Origin of the sequence: Nocardiopsis endophytica, assembly GCF_027706725.1 — a bacterium.
GTDB lineage: Bacteria > Actinomycetota > Actinomycetes > Streptosporangiales > Streptosporangiaceae > Nocardiopsis_A > Nocardiopsis_A endophytica.
Window position 1 is genome coordinate 1 of record NZ_JAQFWQ010000039.1, and the last position, 22653, is coordinate 22653.

The following is a 22653-nucleotide window of genomic DNA, read 5'->3' on the forward strand; positions in this document are numbered from 1 at the left end:
ATCAGGCGTCGGTTTTACGACCCAGGATGGCCCCGGGGTGCCCGAGGCGCCCGGAAGGCGGGTTCCGGTCGAGCCCATACCGGCCCGGCGCCCCGTTTGTCCGGTTCCAAGGGCGCCGAGTCCCCTGTGGCGCCCTGTTCGACGCCCGGACCGGCCTCGCGGGCGGCGCGGGTGCGCGGTCATCGCGATACCAGAACGGGATTCGGTCCCGGGAGGTCCCTAAACGGCGCACCGGGGCCGCTTGCCGGACCCGGTGTCACCGTGTGTAGCCGATATCGGCCCATGGTGGCCCGTGGGCGCGCGGCCGGAGCGGCCGGGCGGCCGTGTCGACGCCCCGGGTGGCGACCCGGTCCACGCAAACAGGGGTGAACCGGGCATCCTGTTCCCGAATCCTGTTCTGGTGTCGCCGTGTTCGTCGCCGCGGGGTCTTGGCGGGTGTCGCGGAGGGCGTTTCTCGTCCCTCTTCACCCTTAACGCGGAGTGTTTGCCCAGGTCGCGAGCCTGCTGGGGTTTGCCGTGCGGGACCGGCGGCCGCCGCGGGCGCGGGAGAGCGCGACCCCCGCCGACCGAGCCGCCCATCCGGACCATCCGGGGCCTGCCGGACGGCAGGCAGGGCCGGGGAACCACTGGCGTCCCGCCGTCGCCGCCATCAACGGTGACCACGCACACGCCCGCCGCTCGACAGCGCTGCCGTACGGGCTGCTGACCTGCGTCGTCGCCGCCCTTGCCACCCCACACTCCGGCGGGCCGCCGCCCGGCTGGGGCCCTCAAGTGGGGGACCTGCTCAGCCGCCCGCCCACCTGGACCGCGAGGGGCCGGACGGACGGCAGGCAGCGCCCGGGAACCGGCCGGCTGTCCCCGTCGCCGCCTCCCACGGTGACCGCCCGCACGCCCGGCGGACGACCACGCTGCGATGAGGGTCGCCGGCCTCTCCTCGTCGCCGCTTCGCCTGGTACTCTGCTGGCCTACCGCCCGGCTGGGGCCCCCGAGCGGGGGACCTGCTCAGCCGCCCGGCTCCCCGGACCGCGGGGGACCTGTCGCCTGGCAGGCGAGGCCCGGGAACCGCCTCTCCGGTGGCTAGCCGACCGTCTCGTCGAGGAACGACTCCACCGCCGGGGCCACCTCGTCGGCGAAGGGGCGGTCGGCGTCGGGGATCACGGCTCCCGGGCCGTCGTCGTACTCGCGGAACACGTGGTCCGCGCCCTCGATGTCCACGCGTTCGCGCTCCACGCCCGTGCGCCCGCCCGACTCCAGGCCCTCCATCAGGCGGTCCACCTCGGCCCCCTCCACCTGCGAGTCCTCGGTGCCCCACAGGACGAGGGCAGGCGTCCGCCCGGGCAGCTCCGCGGCCATCTCCTTGGGGTCCAGGGCGTCGATCTCCCGGAGGAACCGGGCGTTCTGCTCACCGAACAGGGGCGCCAGCCCCTCCGCCATGCCGCGCGGCGGGTCCTCCCCGGCGCGCAGGCGGGCGATGGCCAGGCGGGTGTCCGAGAGCAGCTCCTCGACGTCGGGCGCCGTCATCGCCCCCTGGCTCTCCGCGCGGCGCGCCTGATCGGTGATCTGCCGGTCGATCAGGTCCATGTAGCGGCTCCCGGGAGGGGCGGCCAGCACGAGCCCCGCGGGGGCGGGCCCCTCGACCGCCTCGGGCGAGCGGAGCGCGAAGAGCGCGCCCTCGCTGTGCCCGAGGACCAGCAGCCGGGACGGGTCCACCTCCGGCTGGTCGGCCAGCTCGGCGTAGGCGGCCGCCATCTGCGCCTCGAAGTCGTCGAAGCCGACGGCCCCGTCCTCGCCGCGCGACCCCGTGCCGGTCTCGCCGGAGCCGAGCTTGTCGTAGCGCAGCGAGGCCGCACCGGCCTGCGCCAGGACGCGGGCGAAGTTGAGGTTGGTGTCGGCGTCCGGGCGCCCCTCCCCGTTGCCGTCCCGGTCGGTGGGGCCGCTGCCGGAGATGATCAGGACGCCGGGCACCGGCCCGTCGGCGTCCGGCGGCAGCGCGAACGTGCCGTGCACGGTGTCCGGCCCGCTCTGGAACGACACGTCCCGCTCCACCGGCTCCGCCCCGGGAGGGGCGGCCCCCTCGCCGGAGCCGCCCGGGCCGCACCCCGCGGCCAGGAGCACGGCCGCCGCGGCGACGGCGGCGGCGCGCACGGGGGAGGAGGGCGGTGCGGCGGAGGATCGGCTCGGCATGGCCCCTACCGTATTGGCCCGCGCGGGGCGGGGCGGCCGGGGAGGGGCGCGACGGGGGCGCCCGGTGCGCCCGGGTATCCGTCGCATACCGAAACGGCGACGGCCCCGTGACGACCGGGGGAGGTCACGGGGCCGTTCCGAAGAGAGGCGAAGTCGTTATCCGGGGCCGGGGGAGCGCCCCGCGGCGGCTACATGCGCCGCATCACCGCGACCACCTTGCCCAGGATGGTGGCCTGGTCACCGTTGATCGGCTCGTAGGCGTCGTTGCGCGGCATCAGCCACACGTGGTCCTCCTCGCGCCGGAACACCTTCACCGTGGCCTCCTCGTCGAGCAGGGCCGCCACGACGTCCCCGTTCTCGGCCACCGGCTGCTGGCGCACCACGACCATGTCGCCGTCGGTGATGGCGGCGTCGATCATCGAGTCCCCGACCACGGTCAGCACGAACAGGCGGCCCTCGCCCACGAGCTGCCTGGGCAGGGAGAACACGTCCTCCACCGACTCCTCGGCGAGGATCGGCCCGCCCGCCGCGATCCGGCCGACCAGCGGCACGTGCGCGGCCCGCGCCTCATCGGCGCGGGGCTGCTCGCCCTCCAGGGCGTCCCAGGAGCGCACCGGGGGCTGGCCCGGGATGCGGATCTCGACCGCGCGGGGGCGGTTCTGGTCGCGGTGGAGGTACCCCTTGCGTTGCAACACCTTCAGTTGGTGCGCGACACTGGAGGGGCTCGACAGGCCCACGGCGTCGCCGATCTCCCGGATCGACGGCGGGTATCCGCGCTGCCGCACGTAGCGGTGGATGCAGTTGAGGACGCTCTGCTGGCGAGCCGTCAGCGCCGGCGCGTCCGCCTGCCCGCCCGCCGGGACCGGCACCGGTCCGAGCGGCTCCGCGCCGTCCCCGCCCGGTCGAGGTTCCTGGGTTCGGTGCTTCTCCTCCGGCACGGCCGGCCTCCTCGGCGGTCGGTAGTGGCGTGTTGGGCGTCGGGGGCCTGGCGTCCCGACCGTGGCACGTCGGCGCCGACGGCCGCGACCGCGTCCCCGGTGCGCCGCGCCGATGCCGAAGTGAGACACGTCCAACGGTAGTGCCTGCTCACGGCGATATCAAACAAACGTTCGAGATGGTGATGAAAAAATCCGGCCGGTGCGGTATTAGTCGAACATCAGTTCTAAGCGACTGGTGTTCGAAGGGGGCGAACATGTCCGATCCCTCGCCTGTCCCGAGAGCCGCGATCCCACGTCAGAGGAGGCCCGACGACGGGCCCGTCCTCTACGACTGGGCCGTGGAGGTCCCCGAGTGGAGACCCCGCCCGGCCCCGTCCTCCGCGCTGGCCGGGCTGCCCGAGCTGCCCCTGGGGGGTGGGGCGGCGGCCGGGCCCGACCCGGGCGCCGCCCCGGCGGGCACCCCCGGGGGCGCCCTCCCGGCCGTGCCCGGCCGGGTCGCCGTACCCTCGCGGCCCGCCGGGGCCGAACGCCCCGCGCGCCTGGCCCCGCGCACCGCCGCCGCGCTGCGCGGCCGGTGGGCCGGGCTGAGCCGCCGCGGCCGCGTGGCCGTCCTCTCACTCGCCTCGGCCGGCGCGGGCGGCGCCCTCTCGCTCGCCGTGCTCACCTCCGCGGCCGCAGGGGCTTCCGCCTCCGAGGCGGCCGCCGGGGCCGCCTTCGGCCGCGACCCGGCCCCGACGGTGGTCGTCCGGGACGGGGATACGCTGTGGGGCATCGCCGAGCAGGCGCGCCCCGGCGAGGACGTCCGCAGCACCGTGCACGCCATCGTCGAGCTCAACGACCTGCGCGAACCGGACCTGCGGCCCGGCCAGGAGCTGCGCCTGCCCGCACGGTGACCACCGCCCGGGGACCCCGCGATCGGGGTCCCCGGGTGTCGTTTCCCACGGGTCCCCGGCGCCCCCGCGGCGACACGCCCGGGGCGGCGCGCCGGTTCGCCGTCCCTGACCTGCGGATCCGACGCGACGCACCGCTGGAGGGCTTGCGTGCGGGTGCGACGCGATCGTAAGTTGACCACAAGATCTAGTGCCCGCCGCGGAAGAAGCAGCCTAGAAGTTGTGCTTTAGTAGGTGAGGCTCTTCGGGGGACCGACCCGCGCCGTTCGGGCGCTGGGGCCCCTTCGGCGAGCGTGCGCGACCCCGGCGGAGGCGCTCCGCGATCGGTGCGGCGCCCCGCGTCCGGGGCGGTGCGGGGGATGTCAGCGGGAGAGACGACTGGGAGGCGTGTCGGCATGCACTGTCCGTTCTGCCGCCATCCGGACAGCCGGGTGATCGACAGCCGGTCCACCGACGACGGATCGGCCATCCGCCGCCGCCGTTCGTGCCCCGAGTGCGAGCGCCGGTTCACCACCCAGGAGACCGTGCTGCTGATGGTGCAGAAGCGCTCGGGGGTCACCGAGCCCTTCTCCCGCAGCAAGATCGTCGCGGGCGTGCGGCGCGCCTGCCAGGGGCGCCCCGTCACCGAGGACGCCCTGGCCGTGCTGGGGCAGCGGGTCGAGGAGGAGATCCGGTGCCGCGGACTCGCCGAGATCCCCGCGCACGAGATCGGGCTGGCGATCCTCGGCCCGCTCCAGGAGCTCGACGAGGTCGCCTACATGCAGTTCGCGTCGGTCTACCGGGGCTTCGAGTCCCTGGCCGACTTCGAGAACGAGATCGCCCGGCTGCGCTCGGAGCGCACCGCGGACCCGGCGGGACCCGTGGGCCCCGGCGGCGCGGCGCGCGACGGGGGACCCGGAGCCGGCGGCGGGGGCGCGGAGGCCGAGCGCGCCGCGGAGCCCGCCGAGCGCTAGGCCGGGCCGCGGCCGCCGCCGGCGGCCGGGGTCCGCGGGGCGGCGGACGAGGCACAGAGGAAAAGGGCCCGGAGGCCCGCCGCAGGCGGCGGGGACGGGCGACCCGACATGAGGGCGAGAGCAGGGGGAGCAGAATGACCGAGACCACCGGCCCGACGACGCGCAAGGGTGGCGGAGGCCGGCGCAAGGGCCTGAAGATGCGGCGCGTCTTCACCACGCCCGGCGTCCACCCTTACGACGAGGTCGAGTGGGAGCGTCGCGATGTGGTCATGACCAACTGGCGGGACGGCTCGGTGAACTTCGAGCAGAAGGGCGTCGAGTTCCCCGCCGCCTGGTCGATGAACGCGACCCAGATCGTCGCCAGCAAGTACTTCCGCGGGGCGGTGGGCACGCCCGAGCGGGAGTGGAGCCTCAAGCAGCTCGTGGACCGCGTGGTGGGCATGTACACCGCCACCGGCCTGGAGCACGGCTACTTCGCGAGCGAGGAGGACGCCGAGGTCTTCGACCACGAGCTGAAGCACGCGCTGGTCCACCAGCTCTTCAGCTTCAACTCGCCGGTCTGGTTCAACGTGGGCACCGCCTCCAAGCAGCAGGTCTCGGCCTGCTTCATCCTGTCGGTGGACGACACCATGGAGTCGATCCTCGACTGGTACAAGGAGGAGGGGATCATCTTCAAGGGCGGCTCCGGGGCCGGGGTGAACCTGTCCCGCATCCGCTCCAGCAAGGAGCTGCTCTCCTCGGGGGGCACCGCCTCGGGCCCGGTGTCGTTCATGCGCGGCGCCGACGCCTCGGCCGGGACCATCAAGTCGGGCGGCGCCACCCGCCGCGCCGCCAAGATGGTCGTCCTCGACGTCGACCACCCCGACATCGAGGAGTTCATCGAGACCAAGTCGCGCGAGGAGCACAAGATCCGCGCGCTGCGCGACGCGGGCTTCGACGTCGACCTGGGCGGCGCCGACATGTTCAGCGTCCAGTACCAGAACGCCAACAACTCGGTGCGGGTCTCCGACGCGTTCATGCGCGCGGTGGACAACGGCACCGACTTCGGCCTGGTCTCGCGCACCACCGGTGAGGAGACCGGCAGGGTCGACGCCAAGTCGCTGTTCCGGTCGATGGCCAAGGCCGCCTGGGAGTGCGCCGACCCCGGCCTGCAGTACGACGACACCATCAACGACTGGCACACCGCCCCCGAGAGCGGCCGCATCAGCGCCAGCAACCCCTGCTCGGAGTACGTCCACCTGGACAACTCCTCCTGCAACCTGGCGTCGATCAACCTGCTCAAGTTCCTCAAGGACGACGACACCTTCGACATCGAGGGTTTCGCCCGCCTCACCGAGCTGGTGATCACGGCGATGGACATCTCGATCACCTTCGCCGACTTCCCGACCGAGAAGATCGGCGAGACCACCCGCGACTTCCGCCAGCTCGGCATCGGCTACGCCAACCTGGGCGCGCTGCTCATGGCCACCGGCCACGCCTACGACTCCGACGGCGGGCGCGCCGTGGCCGCCGCCATCACCTCGCTGATGACGGGCACCGCCTACAAGCGCAGCGCCGAGCTGGCCGGCGTGGTCGGCCCGTACGCGGGCTACGCCAAGAACGCCGACGCCCACAAGCGGGTCATGCGCAAGCACGCCGCCGCCAACGACGACCTGCGCACGGTCGGCGCGATGGACCGGTCGATCGCCGCGGCCGCCACCGAGGCCTGGCAGCAGTGCCTGAAGACCGGCGAGAAGAGCGGCTGGCGCAACGCCCAGGCCAGCCTGCTCGCCCCGACCGGCACCATCGGCTTCATGATGGACTGCGACACCACCGGCATCGAGCCGGACTTCTCGCTGGTCAAGTTCAAGAAGCTGGTGGGCGGCGGCTCCATGCAGATCGTCAACCAGGCGATCCCGCGGGCCCTGAAGAACCTGGGGTACCAGCAGGAGCAGATCGAGGCCATCGTCGAGTTCATCTCGGAGAACGGCCACGTGGTGGACGCCCCCGGCCTGCGCCCCGAGCACTACGAGGTGTTCGACTGCGCGATGGGCCGCCGGTACATCAAGCCGATGGGCCACGTGGAGATGATGGCGGCCGTCCAGCCGTTCCTGTCCGGCGCCATCTCCAAGACGGTGAACGTGCCCGAGGAGGCCACCGTCGAGGACTTCGAGCACATCTACTACGAGGGCTGGCGCCTGGGCCTGAAGGCGCTGGCGGTCTACCGCGACAACTGCAAGGTGGGCCAGCCGCTGTCCACGGCCGCCTCCGAGGACAAGGCCGCCGAGGCGCCCGAGCCGGAGATCATCGAGGTCGAGCGCCCGGTCCGGCGGCGCCTGCCCAAGAAGCGCCCGAGCCAGACGGTCTCCTTCAGCCTCGGCGGGGCCGAGGGGTACATCACCGCCGGGTCCTACCCGGACGACGGCCTCGGCGAGGTCTTCATGAAGCTCGGCAAGCAGGGCTCGACCCTGGCCGGGGTGATGGACGCCTTCTCCATCGCGATCTCCATCGCGCTGCAGTACGGGGTCCCGCTGGAGACCTACGTCGAGAAGTTCACCAACATGCGGTTCGAGCCGGCGGGCATGACCGACGACCCGGACATCCGCATGGCGCAGTCGGTGGTGGACTACATCTTCCGGCGGCTGGCCCTGGACTACCTGTCCTACGAGGAGCGCGCCGGGCTGGGCGTGCTGTCGGCCGAGGAGCGCCGCGCCCAGGCCGCGGGCGAGGACCCGGCCCAGGTGGCCGCGCAGGTGGAGTCCTACTCCCAGTCGGCCCCGCTGGCCAAGGGGCGCTCCGAGGAGCGCCCGGCCGCCCGCGAGGAGCGCGCCGAGCCGGTGAAGCCGAGCGAGGGCTTCGTCGCCGACGCACCGCTGTGCGTCACCTGCGGCACGAAGATGCGCCCGTCCGGCACCTGCTACGTCTGCGAGGGCTGCGGCTCGACCAGCGGCTGCAGCTGATGGAGCCGGTAGAGACGGCCTGATAGGCCCCATGTGCGGGGGCACCCGAGAAGGTTCGGGTGCCCCCGTTCTGCGTTCTCCGACACGTCGGCTCGGCTCGTGGCGCATGATGGCGGAGAGGACCTTGGAGGTGTCATGTCGGCCGTTCGCTTAAACGGCTTCACCGAAGCCCGCTCGCACCTGAAGGCGCTACTGGATGCCGCCGAATCCGGTAGAGCCGCCACGGTTCGGCGGGGTCTCAAGAGAACCGCGGTCGTTGATGCCGAGAGACTGCGCCACTTCCTGGGCCGAGCCCTTCCATCGCGTGCGCAGGTGGTCCCTGAGGAGGGAGGCTGGTCAGTCTGCATCGCGGGCCTCCCCGTCGCGGCCGATGCCGGCACCTTCGACGAGGCGCTGGACGAGATGGTCGATGCCCTCAGGGAGTACGCCGAGGACTGGCAGGACCACCTCCAGTCGGCTCCGAACCACAAGGAGAACTGGGGGCTGGTCCAGCTCGTCGAGCTGAGCGACGATGAGCACCTGCGGGAATGGGTGGTCGGACGATGACCTGGAGAAGGACGTGCTGCATCGGTGTCGGTGGAGAGGCGCCTTTTGAGACGGGCGTTCTCCGGTTCGAGTGTGAGCGGGAGGACACCTGCGCTTCGGTCCAGGGGGCGCCCATGCTTCGAGTCTTCAGTGCGTGCGTCCTCGCGCGACTTCAGATGGAGCAGGGAGACCAGGGGTGGCGCCTCTCCATCCGCGGTCTGCCTTACATCGGCGAGGGCACGAGCCCCCAAGAAGCGATCCTGCGCCTGGGGGACATGCTCGGTCGAGTGCCGACGGAATCCGGACCGGGACTCTGTCCCGTCGAGGCGGAGCGGGATGATGAGCGGCGCAGGCTTCAGGAACTCATGACCGTGATGGAGGCGGAACACGGCCCCGTCCCGGACGAGGTGCTCAGGGAAGCGGAGCGTGAGTGGTCGGATCTGGAAGGTCCGTGATCCGGTGACGCCGAGAACATGACCGTGCTCCACTCGTCCGCCGATTAGCCGTGGGCCTGCACGGGTAACCCACGGTCACCGATCGAAAGGTGGCCGCCATGCTGATCGCCGAGCTCCTTCGTGCCAAAGGCTCCGACGTGGTGACGGTCCGGCCCGGCACCACGGTGTCGGAACTCCTCGACCGGCTCGCCCGGCACAACATCGGCGCCGTCGTCGTCGCCGAGGCCGGCAGGGTCGCCGGCATCGTCTCCGAGCGCGACGTCGTGCGCCGCCTGGCCGAGCAGGGGGCGTCCCTGCTCGACCGGCCCGTCTCCGAGATCATGACCTCGGCCGTCATCACCTGCAAGACCTCCGACACGGTCGACGCGCTGACCGTGCTGATGACCGAGAACCGCGTCCGCCACGTGCCGGTGCTCGCCGCCGACGCGCTGGTGGGCATCGTCAGTATCGGCGACGTCGTCAAGAGCCGGATCCGCCAGCTCGAACTCGACCGCCAACAGCTCGAGGCCTACATCACCCAGGGGTGAGGCCCGCCCCCGGACGGGGCGCGCCTACTCCCCGCCGCCGGACCGCTCGCCGAAGGCCCACGCCGCGGCGGCGGTCCCGGCGGTCACCGCCAGCACCGACGGCCAGGAGCCGATCTTCTTGGCCAGCGGGTGGCTCAGCCCGAACGCGCCCAGGTACACCCCGGTCAGCGCGGCCGCCGTGCGCGGTCCCGCGCTGCGCCGCCAGGACGCGTAGGCCGCGGCGCCGCAGGCGGCCAGCACCACGCCGCCGAGCGGCCGCACCCCGGTGGCCCGGGCGGCGGTGTACCCGCCGACCAGTCCGGCGGTGGTGATCACGGGGCTGGGAACCGAGGGCATGGTGCACGCTCCTAGCTGCCGAACGGGTGCGTTCGGCGTTCACGCTATCCCTTCCGGCCGGCGCCCCCTTCCCGCCCCCGCCCGCCCGCGCGTCCCGGGTGGTTGCCTTCGCCGTCGAAAGGGGGAAACATCCTTTATGTGACACTCTTTCTCGGGCGATCGGACCTGCTGGGCGTGCTCGACCTGCACGCCTGCATCGACCGGCTCTGGGACGGCTTCACCAGCGACGCCGCCCCGGTCGACGCCCAGCGGGTGCGCACCGACCTGCCCGGCCCCGGCACCGCCACCGCGCTCATCCCCGGCCTGCTGCCGGGCGTGCCCGCCTACTCGGTCAAGGTCAACGCCAAATTCCCCGGTGCCCGTCCCGCCCTGCGCGGTGTGGTCTGCCTGCACGACCTGGGCAGCGGCGAGCTGCTGGCGCTGATGGACTCGGCCACCCTGACCGCCTGGCGCACCGGCCTGTCGGCCGCACTGGCCGCGCACACCCTGGCCCGCTTCGACGCCGAGGTGCTCGGCATCGTCGGCTGCGGCGCCCAGGCGGGCCTGTTCTCCCGCGGCATCATCGGCATGCGCCCGATCGCGCGCATGGTCGTCACCGACACCGACCGGGCCCGCGCCGAGGCGTTCGCCCAGCGGTGCGCCGAGGAGTTCGGCGTCCCCGCCGTGGTGGCGCCGGACGCACCCGCGGTGGCCGCCGAGGCCGACATCGTGCTCACCGCCACCTGGTCGCGCACCCCGCTGCTGCACGCCGCCGACGTGCGGCCGGGCACCCAGGTCACCTCGCTGGGCGCCGACGAGCCGGGCAAGGTGGAGCTGGCCGCCGACCTGCTGCGCGCCGCCCGCGTGGTGGTCGACGACGCCCGCCTGGCGCTGTCCTCGGGCGCCGTGGGCAACGCCGGGCTGGACGCCTCGGCCATCGACGCCACCCTCGGCCAGGTGCTCAGCGGCACCGAGCGCGGATCGCCCGGGCCGGACGGCGTGAGCGTGTACGCCCCCGTCGGGGTGCCCTGGCAGGATCTGGCCCTGGCCTGGTACGGCTACCGCGCCGCGGCCGACCGGGGCGCGGGGACGGCGCTGGACCTCCTGGCCTGAGAGGCCTGAGCCTGAAGGGAAGGACCGGGCGGGCGCCGGACGGCGCGGCCGTCGGGCCTCCCGTGTCGCGCCCTCGTACCGCGCCCCCCGTTCAGCGCCCCCCGTGCCACGCCTCGTGTGCCGCGCCTGTGCCGTCCCTGTGGCCCACGCCGACACGGCTCCGGCCTGCGGCGACATGGGTTTCGGACATACGGGCACAGGGCGCCCCGCGTGACCGCATTCGATATCCGATGGTCACCCTCGGGAGAGCGGCCCGTCCCCTCCCCTGTGGGAGGATGCGGCCACCTCGTATCGGACGGCGGAACCGCCGCGGCCGCCACGGCGTCGAAACCCGCAGGTCCGACAACACTTAAGGAGTCATCACCCATGTCCTTCGCACAGACGGTGCGCGGGGCCGCAGCCAGCGTCGTCCAGGGGGGCGACCCGCGCGAGGCGGTCTCCGACGCACTCCGCGAGGGGGCGGAGGGAATCGGGCTCGACCCGGGCGACTTCCTCGCCGCCCGGGACCAGGGCGCCTCCACCGGCACCCGCATCGAGCAGAACACCACGTCCCTGAACAACGCGGGCGAGGCGCTGAACCGCAGCTCCTTCGAGCGCGGCGCGAGCGGCCCCGTGCACGTCATCTGCCCGATGGTGATCCCGCGCGGCCGCACCTTCGTGGCCCTGCTGCCCTCCATCCTGCTGGCCGTGGCCGGGCTGCTGGGGCTGGGCGCCACCTCGCCGCTGTTCGGCTTCCTGCTCAACCCCTTCTTCGGCCCCCACTACTGGGTGGTCCTGGTGGCGTTCACCGCGTTCATGTGGTGGCGCCAGGGGATGGTCATGGTGCCCGACGGGTGCCAGGCGCTCATCACCCGCTTCGGGAAGCTGGAGGAGATCGTCGGCCCCGGCCGCGTCACCCTGCTCAACCCCTGGAAGCGCGTGTCCTACATCGTCAACACCACGCGCGAGTACCCGTTCAACGCCCCCATCCGGGAGGCGCCCACCAAGAGCGGCGTCAAGGCCTCGGTCGACCTGTTCGTGCAGTTCCGCATCGAGGACCCCGAGCAGTTCATCTTCGTGCTCGGCGCGGTGCAGGGCTTCCAGGAGAAGCTGAACAACGCCATCAGCGAGACCACCCGCAGCCTCATCTACGAGCAGGAGGCCGCGGACATCTACGACATGGTGGGCGAGAACACCGCGCGGCTGCTGGAGAACCTCAACACCCAGTTCCTCCCGGCGGTGCGGCTGACCAACGCCAACATCACCCACGCCGAGCCCTCCAGCCAGGAGTACCGGATGGACCTGGCGGCCACCGAGATGGTGCGGGTGGCCAAGGAGGCCTACACCTACGAGTACGAGCTCCAGCTCCGCAAGGAGCAGAACGAGGGCGACCTGAACAAGGAGCTCGCCTCGCTCAACGAGACGCTGTCGGCGATCCAGGCCGACATCGCCCAGTACCAGGCGCAGATGGACACCGCCCTGGAGCGCGAGACCAACCGCGCCCGCGCCGAGGCCCGCCAGCGCTTCGTCGAGGCCGAGAGCACCGCCAACGCCAACGCGGCGCTGCTGGAGGCCCAGGCCCTGGACATCCGCGCGGTCAGCGCCGCCGAGGCCCCGGAGATCCTGGACTACCGCTACCAGCAGGAGCTGCTGGACAAGCTGGAGGGGATCGCCGACAGCCTGCCGCAGGTGCTGCACATCGGCGACGGCGACGAGTCCAGCGTCAACTTCCTGCGGGTGGCCCAGAACATCATCGGCGAGTCGCAGGCCCAGCTCTTCTCCGACGAGGACATGCAAGCCATCCGCACCCGGATGGACGAGATCTCCGCCCGCATCGCCGAGCGGGAGGCCGAGATCGAGGCGCTGCTGGCCGAGGAGCGCACCACGGTCGCCGCGCCCGACCCCGAGGAGCACGACGTGCCCGGCGAGGAGCGGCTGGAGGAGATCCGCCGCTCGGTCGCCGACGAGGCGGTCGCCGAGCGCATCGACGAGGCCGTCACCGACGAGGCCCCGGCCGCGCCGCCCGCCCCGGAGCCGCCCGGCCCGGCCGCGCCCGCGCCGCCGCCGGCGGGGCCGCCGCACGACGCACCCCCGCCCCCGCCCTGGCCGCAGCCGGGGACCGGTGGGCCCGGACCGCAGGGAGGCCGCTAGATGTCCCAGCCGACGCAGGAGCCCCAGCGCGGCGGCTCCTCCATCAAGGAGTCGCTCGCCTCGTGGGGCGACATCGCCCGCCTGCTGCGCGGCGGCGACCAGGGCGCCCTGGTGCCGGTCGTCATCCCGCGCGACAACCGCGGCCTGAAGTGGACCATGCTGGTCTGGCTGGCGCTCTACCTGCTGCTGGCCGCCCTCATCGTGGCCGCCCTGGGCCAGCCGCTGCTCACCTGGCTGGCGGTGGTCTTCTTCGTGGTCGCCATCCTCGCCCTGGGCCTGGGCCTGCTCTGGTGGTGGCGCTCCTCCATCGTCGAGATCGAGCAGGGCACCGTGGGCGTGCTCACCAAGTACGGCGCCGTCTCCGGCACGCTCGACCCGGGCCGCCACTACCTGTGGCACCCCTGGGCGCGGGTGGACTTCGTGGTGGACACCTCCACCGAGATCCCCTACACCGCCCCGGTCGTGGCCTGCCCCACCCACGAGAACGTGCCGCTGAAGTCGATCGAGTTCTTCCTGAAGTTCCGCATCGTCGACGCGGTGGCCTTCGTGCGCACCATCGGCGCCAGCAACTTCGACCTGGTGCTCTCCAGCGCGGTGCAGGACGCGATCCGCCAGCGCAGCCGCCAGGTGCAGACCGAGAGCGCCTACGACCTGCGCGGCTCGGACGTGGCCGACATGCAGGACCTGCTCAACCGGCAGCTGCGCCGCTACGGCGTGGAGATCCGCGGCTGCAACATCCCGGACGTGCAGCTGCCCAACCAGTACCAGCAGCACCTGGCGACCCGGGAGCGGGTGGCCAAGGAGCTGGTCGCCTACGAGCAGGAGTGGGAGCTGACCCGCAAGCGCCGCATCGACACCCTGCTGATGGACATCGAGCGCTCCAAGAAGACCCGCGACGCCAAGATCGTCGAGGTCAACGCGGCCCTGAACAAGGCCCGCAAGGACGTGGCGCAGATGCTGGAGGAGCAGGAGACCGAGGCCCAGCGGGTCCGCTACGAGATCGAGACGCAGGGCCGGGCCGACCTGGTCGCCGCGCAGAACCAGGCCAAGGCCCAGCGCCGCCTGGCCACCTCCTACCGGGACAACCGGGCGGTGCTCCACTACGAGCTGGCGCGGCGGCGCCTGGAGGTCGGCGCCAAGCTGGCCGAGCACGCCCCGCAGCCGGTGGTGGTGCGCACCGACGGCGCCTCGGGCGACTCCTCGGCGCTGTCCACCCTGATGCTGGCGCAGATGCTGCCGGAGCTGGGCGGGCGCCGCCGGGCCCTGGGGGCGGGCGGCTCCTCCTCCGACGCGGGGGGCGACGCGTTCTCCGACGCCAAGGGCGCGGTCGCGGCCGCGGCCGGGCGCCAGCAGGAGATGGCCCGCCAGTTCCAGAAGGAGCAGAAGCAGGCCATGAAGGAGCAGTTCGAGCGCGGAGAGGGCTTCGAGGGGCGCGGCCGCTGAGGCCGTCCGCCGCTCGGGCGCCCACGGGCGCTCCGGACACGCCGCGGCCCTCCCGCGCCCTGTGCGGCGGGAGGGCCGTGGGGCCGATGGGGCCGAACGTTGGCCTGCGTATTACCCCGGCTTGAATCCGGCGCCGGTAGTGTCGGAGCCATCGGGGGGAGATTGTTCCCGGATTCCCACCGCCGCACAGGCGGGATCGGTCGAATCCGGGAACAATTATTTTCGGGGTGTTTCCCGGCGGCGGCTCAGGCCGCCTCGACCAGCGTCCGGTACCCGCTGTCGATGTCGATTCCGTGGCGGGCGGCGATCTCCACCAGGTCCTCGATCTCCGCCGCCTGCGCCAGGCACAGCTCCTCGTCGCCGCGTGCGTGCGCACGGCGCAGCGCCCGCGTGGCGTCGTAGATGCGCAGGTGCAGGGTGGTCAGGAACTCACTCATCGCCGATACCCGTCCCTTCCGGGCAAGTCCTTCTCCGTTGTTGGCACCACCATTTCTACCGGCGCCGGATAAAGCGGGGGTTAGAGGCGTGGAGACGGAGGAGAAAAGCGCCGGTGACATACGACACCGGCGCCGCGGGAACCTTCTGCCGGCGTCCGCGGGGAAACCCGCGGACGGGCGGGGATCAGTACGCGGTCCAGGCGTACCAGCCGTCGGTGATGTGCTCGTAGACGCGGTTGCCGTGCCCGCCGATGAACACGCCCTCGTCCAGCGGCTCGGGGCTGTAGGCCAGGCCCGACCGGTTCAGCAGGCCCGCGCCCTGCACCCCGTACAGGGTGGTGCCGTCCTCCAGCACGCCCACCGAGGTCAGCGGGTACAGCCCCGCCCAGTCGCCGTTCATCGGGACGGTGGTGGAGCTGTTGGCGGTGTCGCGCACCTCCATGAGCTGTTCGGCGGAGGCGGCGACCCGGCCCTGCAGCGGGATGTCGGCGACGGCCAGCACGATCGCGGCGGTGGCCACCAGGGGCGCGGCGATCCAGCGCATCCAGTAGCGCCGCACCATCGGGCGGGCCACACCCATGGCGATCCCCAGGCGCAGGGCGCCCATGGCGGCCAGGACGGCGCCGCCGCCCATGCCCAGGACGAAGGCGGGCAGGTGGCCGCCGGGCACGCTGTCCTCGTAGAGGAGGACCAGGCCGATGCAGGCGCACGCGGGCAGGTACAGCCGCCCGGGCGGGCGGGAGGACCAGGACACCAGGCGGCGGGCGAGCGTGGGCCGGTGGGCGATCCGCAGCAGCGGAGCGACCGGGTCGTCGCCGCTTCCGGCGCCGCTCGTGCCGCCGGTGCGTGGCTCGGAGCCCTGCGCCGGTGACGGACCGTGCTTGGGAGCCGAGGCGGTCATGGAGAGCGTTCCCCCAGGGTGGACGTGGTGAGTGGAATCGCACGACCGTCCGGGGGAGCGGGCCACCGGCGGCGCGTCAGGTGCGTGACGGCCGCGTCGTCGCGGCCCGCCCTTCAGGATAGGGGAGAGGCGGTGCTTCTTCGGGCCTTCGGGCACGACTGGGGAAGGATCCGCCCGGACCGCCCGCACGCGCGCGGGCGCGCTCGGAAGGGGCGCCCCGCACCCGCCGGGCCCCGCGGCGCGCGAGCCGGTCCAGCGCGTAGCGCCCCGGGGTGACGGCGGCCAGCAGGCAGGCGGCGGAGAGCAGCGCGAGCTGCGCGGCCCCGGCGTCGTCCGGGACCCCCGGAAGATCGGTCCGCCCGGCCCAGACCGCACCGGCCCCGGCGGCGGCCAGGAGGGCGGTGAGTCCACCGGCGATGGGCAGCCCCAGCCCGGCGGCGAGCATCGCCGCGCACGCCAGCTCCACTTGGGCCGCCGCCTCCCCGGCCCCGTCCGGTGGGCCCTCCGCGAGCCGCCGCAGCGCGTGCTCCGCGACCACCCAGGCGGCGCCGAGCCGCAATGCCAGCACCGCCGCGTCCCGGAGCCGCTCCCCGGCCCCCGCGCGGGCCGGTCCTCCGTCGGTGGTCCGCATCCACCGCCCCCTCTTCCACCGTCCGATCCCCAGGGAAACTACCCAAGGTGACGGCTGATGGCTCTGAGTCACACGCGGGGTGCGGTGAATCGCCCCGGAGCAGTAGGGTGGTGGGCCGTGGCAGCCTCGACACCCGCCCCGAACGAAGGGGTGCCCGTACCCGACTACCGGCTGGAGCAGGAGCTCGCCGGGGCCGGGGCGCGCACCGTGGCCGGCGTCGACGAGGTCGGGCGCGGCGCCTGGGCGGGGCCGGTGGTGGTGTGCGCGGCGGTGGCCGACGGCAGCCCCGCGCCGGAGGGCCTGACCGACTCCAAGAAGCTCACCCCCAAGCGCCGCACGGCCATGGCCGAGGCTCTGGGCCCCTGGGTGGCCGACCACGCCATCGGCCGCGCCGAGGCCGAGGAGATCGACGAGCTGGGCATGACGGCGGCCCTCCGCCTGGCGGCCCGCCGGGCGCTGGAAGGACTGCGGGAGCGCCCCGACGCGGTGATCCTCGACGGCAAGCACGACTACCTGGGCTCGCCGTGGGCGGTACGCACCCAGGTGGGCGCCGACCTGGCGTGCGTGAGCGTGGCGGCGGCGTCGGTGCTGGCCAAGGTGTACCGCGACGCGTGGATGGCGGACCTGGAGGAGGAGTGCCCCGGCTACGGCTTCACGACCGCCGCCGGGTACCCGTCCCCGGTGCACCGCGCCGCCCTCGCCGAACGCGGCCCGACCCGGTATCACAGGGTCAGCTGGTCGTTCATGGACGACCTGCCGAAGTGGACCCACCTGCGCAAACCCAAACCGGGCCCAGCAGGCCAGACGGCCCTCATCTGAGGAAGGCCGGACCGGGCAACGACGAAGGTCGGCGGCCCTGCATGCAGCGTTGTCGGGTGCGGCGCGTGTGCGTGGTCGCCGTGGTCGGCGGCGACGGGGTGAGCCGGGCGTTTTCCGGGCCCTGTCTGCCGGGCGCGAGCCTGCTCGCGGTCCGGGTGGGCGGGCGGCTGAGCAGGTCCCCCGCTCAAGGGCCCTGGCCGGGCGGTAGGCCACCTGGGTGTCGGGGAGGAGGGCGGCGACGAAGGTCGGCGGCCCTGCCTGCAGCGTTGTCGGGTGCGGCGCGTGTGCGTGGTCGCCGTGGTTGGCGGCGACGGGGTGAGCCGGGCGGTTCCCGGGTCCTGCCTGCCGGGCGCGAGCCTGCTCGCGGTCCGGGTGGTGGCGCGGTGGGCGGGGTGCGTGGTCGTCCGCGTTCGTGGCGGCCGCGGCGCCTGTGCCTCTCCTCGGGGACCGGCCGAACCACGCATACCGGGCATATCGGACGGCGGGTGGAGGGATCGGGCATCCCGCGTCGTGAAATCGACGCTTTTATGCAGATCAGGTGTCGATATCACCACTCAAGATGACCCCAGGGCGCCCGAGGTTCCCGGAAGGCGGGTTCCGGTCGATCCGCTACCGGCTCGGTGTCTGGTTTGCCCGTTTCTGAGGGCGCCGGGACCCCTCTAGCGCTCTGTTCGGCGCCCGGGGCGGCCTGGCAGGAGGCGCGGGCGTGCGTTCATCGCGATACCAGAACGGCGACCCCCGCACGCGCCTATCGGCCGACAGCGCTGCAGGTAGGGGCCGCCGACCTTCGTCGTCGCTGCCTTCCTCCCCGGCACCCGGGCGGCCCTTCGCCCGGCCGGGGCCCATACGTGGGGGACCTGCTCTGCCGCCCGGCCGCCGGGACCGCGAGGGGCCTGCCGCCCGGCAGGCAGGGTCGGGGAACCGCCCGGCTCACTCCGTTCGCCGCCACCCACAGCGACCACGCACACGCCTGCCGGTCGACCACGCTGGCGTAATGACCGCTGCCCCCTGTCGTCGCTGCCATCGACCCCGCGCTCCGGGGGCCTGTCTCCCGGCTGGGGCCCTTGAGTAGGGCACCTCCGGTGACCACGGAGTGAGGTGCCCTCCGACACCGCTCGGTCATGGATCGGCCCCTCCTCCGGTGGTGTTCCCGCGTCCTCACCGCGTGTGACCCGGCTATTGTCAGGCGGGTCGAACCGTGTCTTCGGCCCGGCGACACGCCGGGCGGGGGCGGGCCGGGCTGTTCTCCCGCCCCCGGCATTCGCGGCAGTATGGGACGGACCGCGGAGGCGACGGGATGAGGGAGGCACGGGTATGCCGCGCGAAGACCGGTCCCGCTCGGTCCGTACCGGGACGGCCGGATCCCCCCTGGAACGCGCCCGGGCCGCCTACCGCGCCCGGCCGCCCAAGACGCGATGGACCGCGGGGCTGGTCGTGGTCGCCGTCGCCGGGATCGCCGCGTTCATCGCGGGCCTGCCCGTCCTGGGCGGGATCACCGCCGCCGTGGCCCTGCTGGCCGTCGGCGCCGCCCTCATGCACTCCTCCGACGCCGTCGCCACCACCCTGGTGAGCATCGCCTGGCTGGTCGTCGCCTTCTTACTGCTGCAGATCCCCATCCCCGTCGCCGACCGCTCGGTCCTCCTCCTGCTCCCGCTCATCCCCCTCCTGGTCTCCCTGGCCGCCTCCCGCATCCGGGAGTTCCCCGTCTGGCACACCACCCTGCTGGCCCTGCTCGTCGCCCTCATCGCGGGCATGGGCACCGGCCTCGCCGGGATGATCGCCGGCGGCGCCCCGCCCGCGCTGGGCCCCCTCACCGCCGCCTGCGCGGCCGCCGCCGCACTGGTCTGGCGCGCCGTGGCCGCCTACCGCCTGCGCCGGGGCATGGTGCAGGTGGGCGCCGGGCCGTCCGGCCGGGACGGGGGCGCCGCCTCCGGCGCGGCGCCCGACCCGCGCACCGTCCGCGCCCGCGGCGCCCGCCCCGCCGCCGAGCGGGACACGGGCGCGGCCCCCGACGACGGCGGCGAGCCCATCCCGGTCGACGAGGCCCTGGCCCGGCTGGAGAACATGATCGGCCTGGACCCGGTCAAGCAGCAGGTCCGGGCCATCGCCGCCTCCATCGAGGCCGCCCGGCTGCGCGCCGACGCCGGGTACGCCGTCGACAAGCCCCTGCGCCACCTGGTCTTCTCCGGCCCGCCCGGCACCGGCAAGACCAGCGTCGCCCGCACCCTGGCCACCGTCTTCCACTCCTTCGGGCTGCTGCCCTCCGCCCGCGTGGTGGAGGCCCAGCGGGCCGACCTGGTCGGCGAGTACCTGGGCGCCACCGCGATCAAGACCAACGCCCTGGTGGACAGCGCCCTGGGCGGGGTGCTCTTCATCGACGAGGCCTACTCCCTGGTCAACGAGGGCGACGGGCAGCCCGACCGGTTCGGCAGCGAGGCCGTGCAGACCCTGCTCAAGCGGGCCGAGGACGACCGCGACCGCCTCGTCGTCATCCTCGCCGGATACGAGGAGGAGATGGACCGGTTCCTCGCCTCCAACCCCGGCCTGGCCTCCCGCTTCTCCACCCGGGTGACCTTCCCCAGCTACTCGTGCGAGGAGCTGCGCCGCATCTGCGAGCACCTCTTCGCCGCCCGCGGCGACCTGCTCGACCCCGACGCGCTGCCCGGGCTCCGCCGCCGCCTGGAGGAGGTCGAGCAGCGCGGCGCCGTCGACGAGCTGGGCAACGGCCGCTTCGCCCGCTCCCTGGTGGAGAAGGCCGCCGAGGCGCGCGACGTCCGGGTGGTGACCTCCGGGACCGCCGACACCCCCGCCCCCGACGACCTGGTGACCGTGCGCGAGCCCGACATCGCCGCCGCCTACGAGGGGCTCACCGCCCGCCTCCCCGGCTTCGGCGACGCCCCCGACCTGGAGGGCGCGCTGGCCGAGCTGGACGAGATGATCGGGCTGGAGCCGGTCAAGCGCCAGGTCCGCTCGATCGCCGCCCAGCTCCGCGTGGTCCGGCTGCGCGAGGAGCAGGGCCTGCCCACCCAGCCCCCCATGCGGCACTTCGTCTTCTCCGGTCCGCCCGGCACCGGCAAGACCAGCGTCGCCCGGGTGCTGGGGCGCGTCTTCGCCGCCCTGGGCCTGCTCACCCGCGCAGAGGTCGTCGAGGCCCAGCGCTCGGACCTGGTCGGCGAGCACCTGGGCGCCACCGCCATCAAGACCAACAAGCTCGTCGACCGCGCCCTGGGCGGGGTGCTCTTCGTCGACGAGGCCTACGCCCTGGCCAACCCGGGCTACAGCGGCGGCGACGCGTTCGGCGCCGAGGCCATCCAGACGCTGCTCAAGCGGGCCGAGGACGACCGCTCCCGCCTGGTGATCGTGCTCGCCGGCTACCCCAGGGAGATGGACCGCTTCCTGGCCAGCAACGCGGGCCTGGCGTCGCGCTTCAACGTGCGGGTCGGCTTCCCCAGCTACACCCCCGACGAGCTGTCGTCGATCGCCGACGCCGTCGCGGCCCGCACCGGCGACTCCTTCGACGAGGAGGCCCGCGAGGACCTGCGCAGCATCTTCGGCTACGTGTGCGAGGAGGGGTGGATCGACGAGCTGGGCAACGGCCGCTTCGCCCGCTCGCTCTACGAGAAGGCCTGCTCCCACCGCGACCTGCGGGTGGCCGAGGACCTGGGCGAGGCCGCCACCGCCGCGGAGCTCACCCGGGTGACCAGCGCCGACCTGCGCTCGGCCTACGAGGAGATCACCCAGCGGTGACGGGCGGCCCCTCCGGTGCCCCGGACGGCCCCGCCGCGCCGCCGCGGGCCCTGCTAGTGTCCGCTCCATGAACGCACCCAGCGCTCCGATCCGGGAAGCCGTCATCCTCGCGGGGGGCCAGGCCACGCGCCTGCGCCCCTACACCGACACCCGCCCCAAGGCGATGGTCGAGGTCGCCGACCGGCCCATCATCGACTACCAGCTGGAGTGGCTGGCCGGCCACGGCGTGGAGCACGTGGTGGTGTCCTGCGGCTACAAGGCCGACGTGCTGCGCGAGCACCTGTCCGCGCGCACCGAGGGCCCGGAGGTCACCCTGCTGGTGGAGGACGAGCCGCTGGGGCGCGGGGGTGCGCTGCGCTTCGCCGCCACCGGGCTGCGCGACTCCGGCGCCCCCTACTTCGCGCTCAACGGGGACGTGCTCACCTGGTTCCCGCTGGACGCGTTCACCGCCTTCCACCGCGAGAAGGGCGCCATGGCCAGCCTGGCCCTGGCCCAGTACCAGACGAGCTGGGGCATCGTGGAGGTGGACGAGGGCGGCACCATCGAGGGCTTCACGCAGAGCCCCATGCTGCCGTTCTGGATCAACGCCGGGGTGTACATCTTCGAGGCGGCCGCCACCGAGCTGCTGCCGGTGAAGGGCGACCACGAGTCGACCACCTTCCCGCGCCTGGCCGAGGAGAAGCGCCTGGCGGGGTACAGGATCGACGGCTTCTGGCGGGGCGTGGACACCGTGAAGGACGTCAAGGAGGCGGGCGAGCAGATCCCGGAGCTGTTCGCGCGCAAGGGCTGACCGCCCGCCGCCGCCCCCGGCCCCGCTCGGCCGCCCGCCCCTGCAGGGCAGGGCCGACGGACCGGGCGGTAGGCTCGGCCCGATGACGAACGACTCCGCCCTCGCCACCCTCCCCAACCTCCGCGACCTCGGCGGCTACCGCGCGGCCGACGGCGCCGTCGTGCGCCGCGGCCTGCTGTACCGCGCCGACGCCCTGGCCCGGGTGGACGACGGGGACTTCGCCGCGCTGTCCCGGCTCGGGCTGCGCCAGGTGCTCGACCTGCGGACCGCGCACGAGCGCGCCGCCGAGCCCGACCGGGTGCCCGAGGGCGCCGAGTACGCCGTGCTCGACGTGCAGGGCAACCACTCCACCGGCGGCGACCTGGAGCGCCTGCTGACCGACCCGCGGGCGGCCACCGAGGCGCTGGGCGGCGGGGGAGCGGCCGCGTTCATGCTGGAGGTCAACCGGGTCCTGGTGACCGAGCCGGACGCCAACGCCGCCTACTCGGAGCTGGTCCGCCGCGCCGCGACCGGGCCGACCGCCGCGGTGTTCCACTGCACCGCCGGGAAGGACCGCACCGGCTGGGGCGCGGCGCTGCTGCTGACCCTGCTGGGCGCGGACCGGGAGACGGTGTTCGAGGACTACCTGGCCAGCAACCCGCGCATGGGCCGGCTGCGCCGGGCGATGCGCCGCCAGGCCGAGCGCAACGGGGTCGACGGCGACCTGCTCGAGCCGATCGTCCAGGTGCGCGAGGAGTACCTGGCGGAGGCCTTCGCCGAGGTGGAGCGGGCCTACGGGACGTTCGACGCCTACGTGTCCAAGGGCCTGAAGCTGGCCCCGGACCTCATCACCACCCTGCGCGAGCGCATGCTGGAGGGCTGACGCCCGCCCCTGCGCCGTTGATCTCGGGGAAGTCGGGGTAAAAACGGACAGCAT

The 22653-nt window shown here is 73.6% G+C and carries 19 protein-coding genes; 13 read left to right on the plus strand and 6 right to left on the minus strand.

What is annotated here, in order from left to right:
• Positions 1-1077 precede the first annotated feature (1077 nt).
• Positions 1078-2184, minus strand: a complete 1107-nt coding sequence (locus tag O4J56_RS14975) for an alpha/beta hydrolase family protein (protein WP_270686396.1) — start codon at positions 2182-2184, stop codon at positions 1078-1080.
• A gap of 188 nt (positions 2185-2372) precedes the next feature.
• Positions 2373-3053, minus strand: a complete 681-nt coding sequence (lexA, locus tag O4J56_RS14980) for a transcriptional repressor LexA (protein WP_270686441.1) — start codon at positions 3051-3053, stop codon at positions 2373-2375.
• A 323-nt stretch (positions 3054-3376) separates the two neighbouring features.
• Here lexA and O4J56_RS14985 point away from each other — a divergent pair, with 323 nt between their 5' ends.
• From O4J56_RS14985 to O4J56_RS15010, 6 genes are all read left to right on the plus strand, one after another.
• Entirely contained in the window at positions 3377-4015 is a 639-nt protein-coding gene (locus O4J56_RS14985; protein WP_270686397.1) for a LysM peptidoglycan-binding domain-containing protein, read from the plus strand.
• 392 nt (positions 4016-4407) lie between these two features.
• A complete protein-coding gene (gene nrdR, locus O4J56_RS14990; RefSeq protein ID WP_270686398.1) occupies positions 4408-4965 on the plus strand; it encodes a transcriptional regulator NrdR in 558 nt (185 codons plus the stop codon).
• Positions 4966-5099: 134 nt separating this feature from the next.
• On the plus strand, positions 5100-7904 hold the full coding sequence (locus O4J56_RS14995) for a vitamin B12-dependent ribonucleotide reductase (RefSeq protein ID WP_270686399.1): 2805 nt from the start codon (positions 5100-5102) through the stop codon (positions 7902-7904).
• Between the two features lie 135 nt (positions 7905-8039).
• Entirely contained in the window at positions 8040-8450 is a 411-nt protein-coding gene (locus O4J56_RS15000; RefSeq protein ID WP_270686400.1) for a prevent-host-death protein, read from the plus strand.
• A gap of 113 nt (positions 8451-8563) precedes the next feature.
• A complete protein-coding gene (locus O4J56_RS15005; RefSeq protein ID WP_270686401.1) occupies positions 8564-8884 on the plus strand; it encodes a hypothetical protein in 321 nt (106 codons plus the stop codon).
• 98 nt (positions 8885-8982) lie between these two features.
• A complete protein-coding gene (locus tag O4J56_RS15010; RefSeq protein ID WP_270686402.1) occupies positions 8983-9411 on the plus strand; it encodes a CBS domain-containing protein in 429 nt (142 codons plus the stop codon).
• Positions 9412-9435: 24 nt separating this feature from the next.
• Here O4J56_RS15010 and O4J56_RS15015 read toward each other — a convergent pair whose 3' ends face one another.
• Complete coding sequence (locus O4J56_RS15015) at positions 9436-9747, minus strand: hypothetical protein (protein ID WP_270686403.1); 312 nt, start codon at positions 9745-9747, stop codon at positions 9436-9438.
• Between the two features lie 138 nt (positions 9748-9885).
• Here O4J56_RS15015 and O4J56_RS15020 point away from each other — a divergent pair, with 138 nt between their 5' ends.
• The 3 genes from O4J56_RS15020 (at position 9886) to O4J56_RS15030 (ending at position 14412) form a co-directional block, all read left to right on the plus strand.
• Positions 9886-10839: an ornithine cyclodeaminase family protein gene (locus O4J56_RS15020; protein ID WP_270686404.1), complete on the plus strand. Its 954-nt coding sequence runs from the start codon at positions 9886-9888 to the stop codon at positions 10837-10839.
• 366 nt (positions 10840-11205) lie between these two features.
• A complete protein-coding gene (locus O4J56_RS15025; RefSeq protein ID WP_270686405.1) occupies positions 11206-12969 on the plus strand; it encodes an SPFH domain-containing protein in 1764 nt (587 codons plus the stop codon).
• Entirely contained in the window at positions 12970-14412 is a 1443-nt protein-coding gene (locus tag O4J56_RS15030; RefSeq protein ID WP_270686406.1) for an SPFH domain-containing protein, read from the plus strand.
• 245 nt (positions 14413-14657) lie between these two features.
• Here O4J56_RS15030 and O4J56_RS15035 read toward each other — a convergent pair whose 3' ends face one another.
• The 3 genes from O4J56_RS15035 to O4J56_RS15045 form a co-directional block, all read right to left on the minus strand.
• Positions 14658-14849 (minus strand): hypothetical protein, encoded by a 192-nt coding sequence (locus tag O4J56_RS15035; protein ID WP_017627238.1) that lies wholly within the window; start codon positions 14847-14849, stop codon positions 14658-14660.
• Between the two features lie 184 nt (positions 14850-15033).
• Entirely contained in the window at positions 15034-15750 is a 717-nt protein-coding gene (locus tag O4J56_RS15040) for a hypothetical protein (protein WP_270686407.1), read from the minus strand.
• A gap of 76 nt (positions 15751-15826) precedes the next feature.
• Positions 15827-16381, minus strand: coding sequence for a histidine kinase (locus O4J56_RS15045; protein WP_270686408.1), 555 nt, complete (start codon positions 16379-16381; stop codon positions 15827-15829).
• Positions 16382-16498: 117 nt separating this feature from the next.
• Between O4J56_RS15045 and O4J56_RS15050 the strand changes: the two genes are divergently transcribed.
• From O4J56_RS15050 to O4J56_RS15065, 4 genes are all read left to right on the plus strand, one after another.
• Positions 16499-17200, plus strand: coding sequence for a ribonuclease HII (locus O4J56_RS15050; RefSeq protein WP_270686409.1), 702 nt, complete (start codon positions 16499-16501; stop codon positions 17198-17200).
• Positions 17201-18514: 1314 nt separating this feature from the next.
• A complete protein-coding gene (locus O4J56_RS15055; protein ID WP_270686410.1) occupies positions 18515-20947 on the plus strand; it encodes an AAA family ATPase in 2433 nt (810 codons plus the stop codon).
• 67 nt (positions 20948-21014) lie between these two features.
• The gene (locus O4J56_RS15060; protein ID WP_270686411.1) at positions 21015-21737 is read left to right on the plus strand and encodes a nucleotidyltransferase family protein; all 723 of its coding nucleotides are present in this window, start codon (positions 21015-21017) and stop codon (positions 21735-21737) included.
• An 82-nt stretch (positions 21738-21819) separates the two neighbouring features.
• Entirely contained in the window at positions 21820-22599 is a 780-nt protein-coding gene (locus O4J56_RS15065; RefSeq protein WP_270686412.1) for a tyrosine-protein phosphatase, read from the plus strand.
• The last annotated feature ends 54 nt before the right edge of the window (positions 22600-22653 follow it).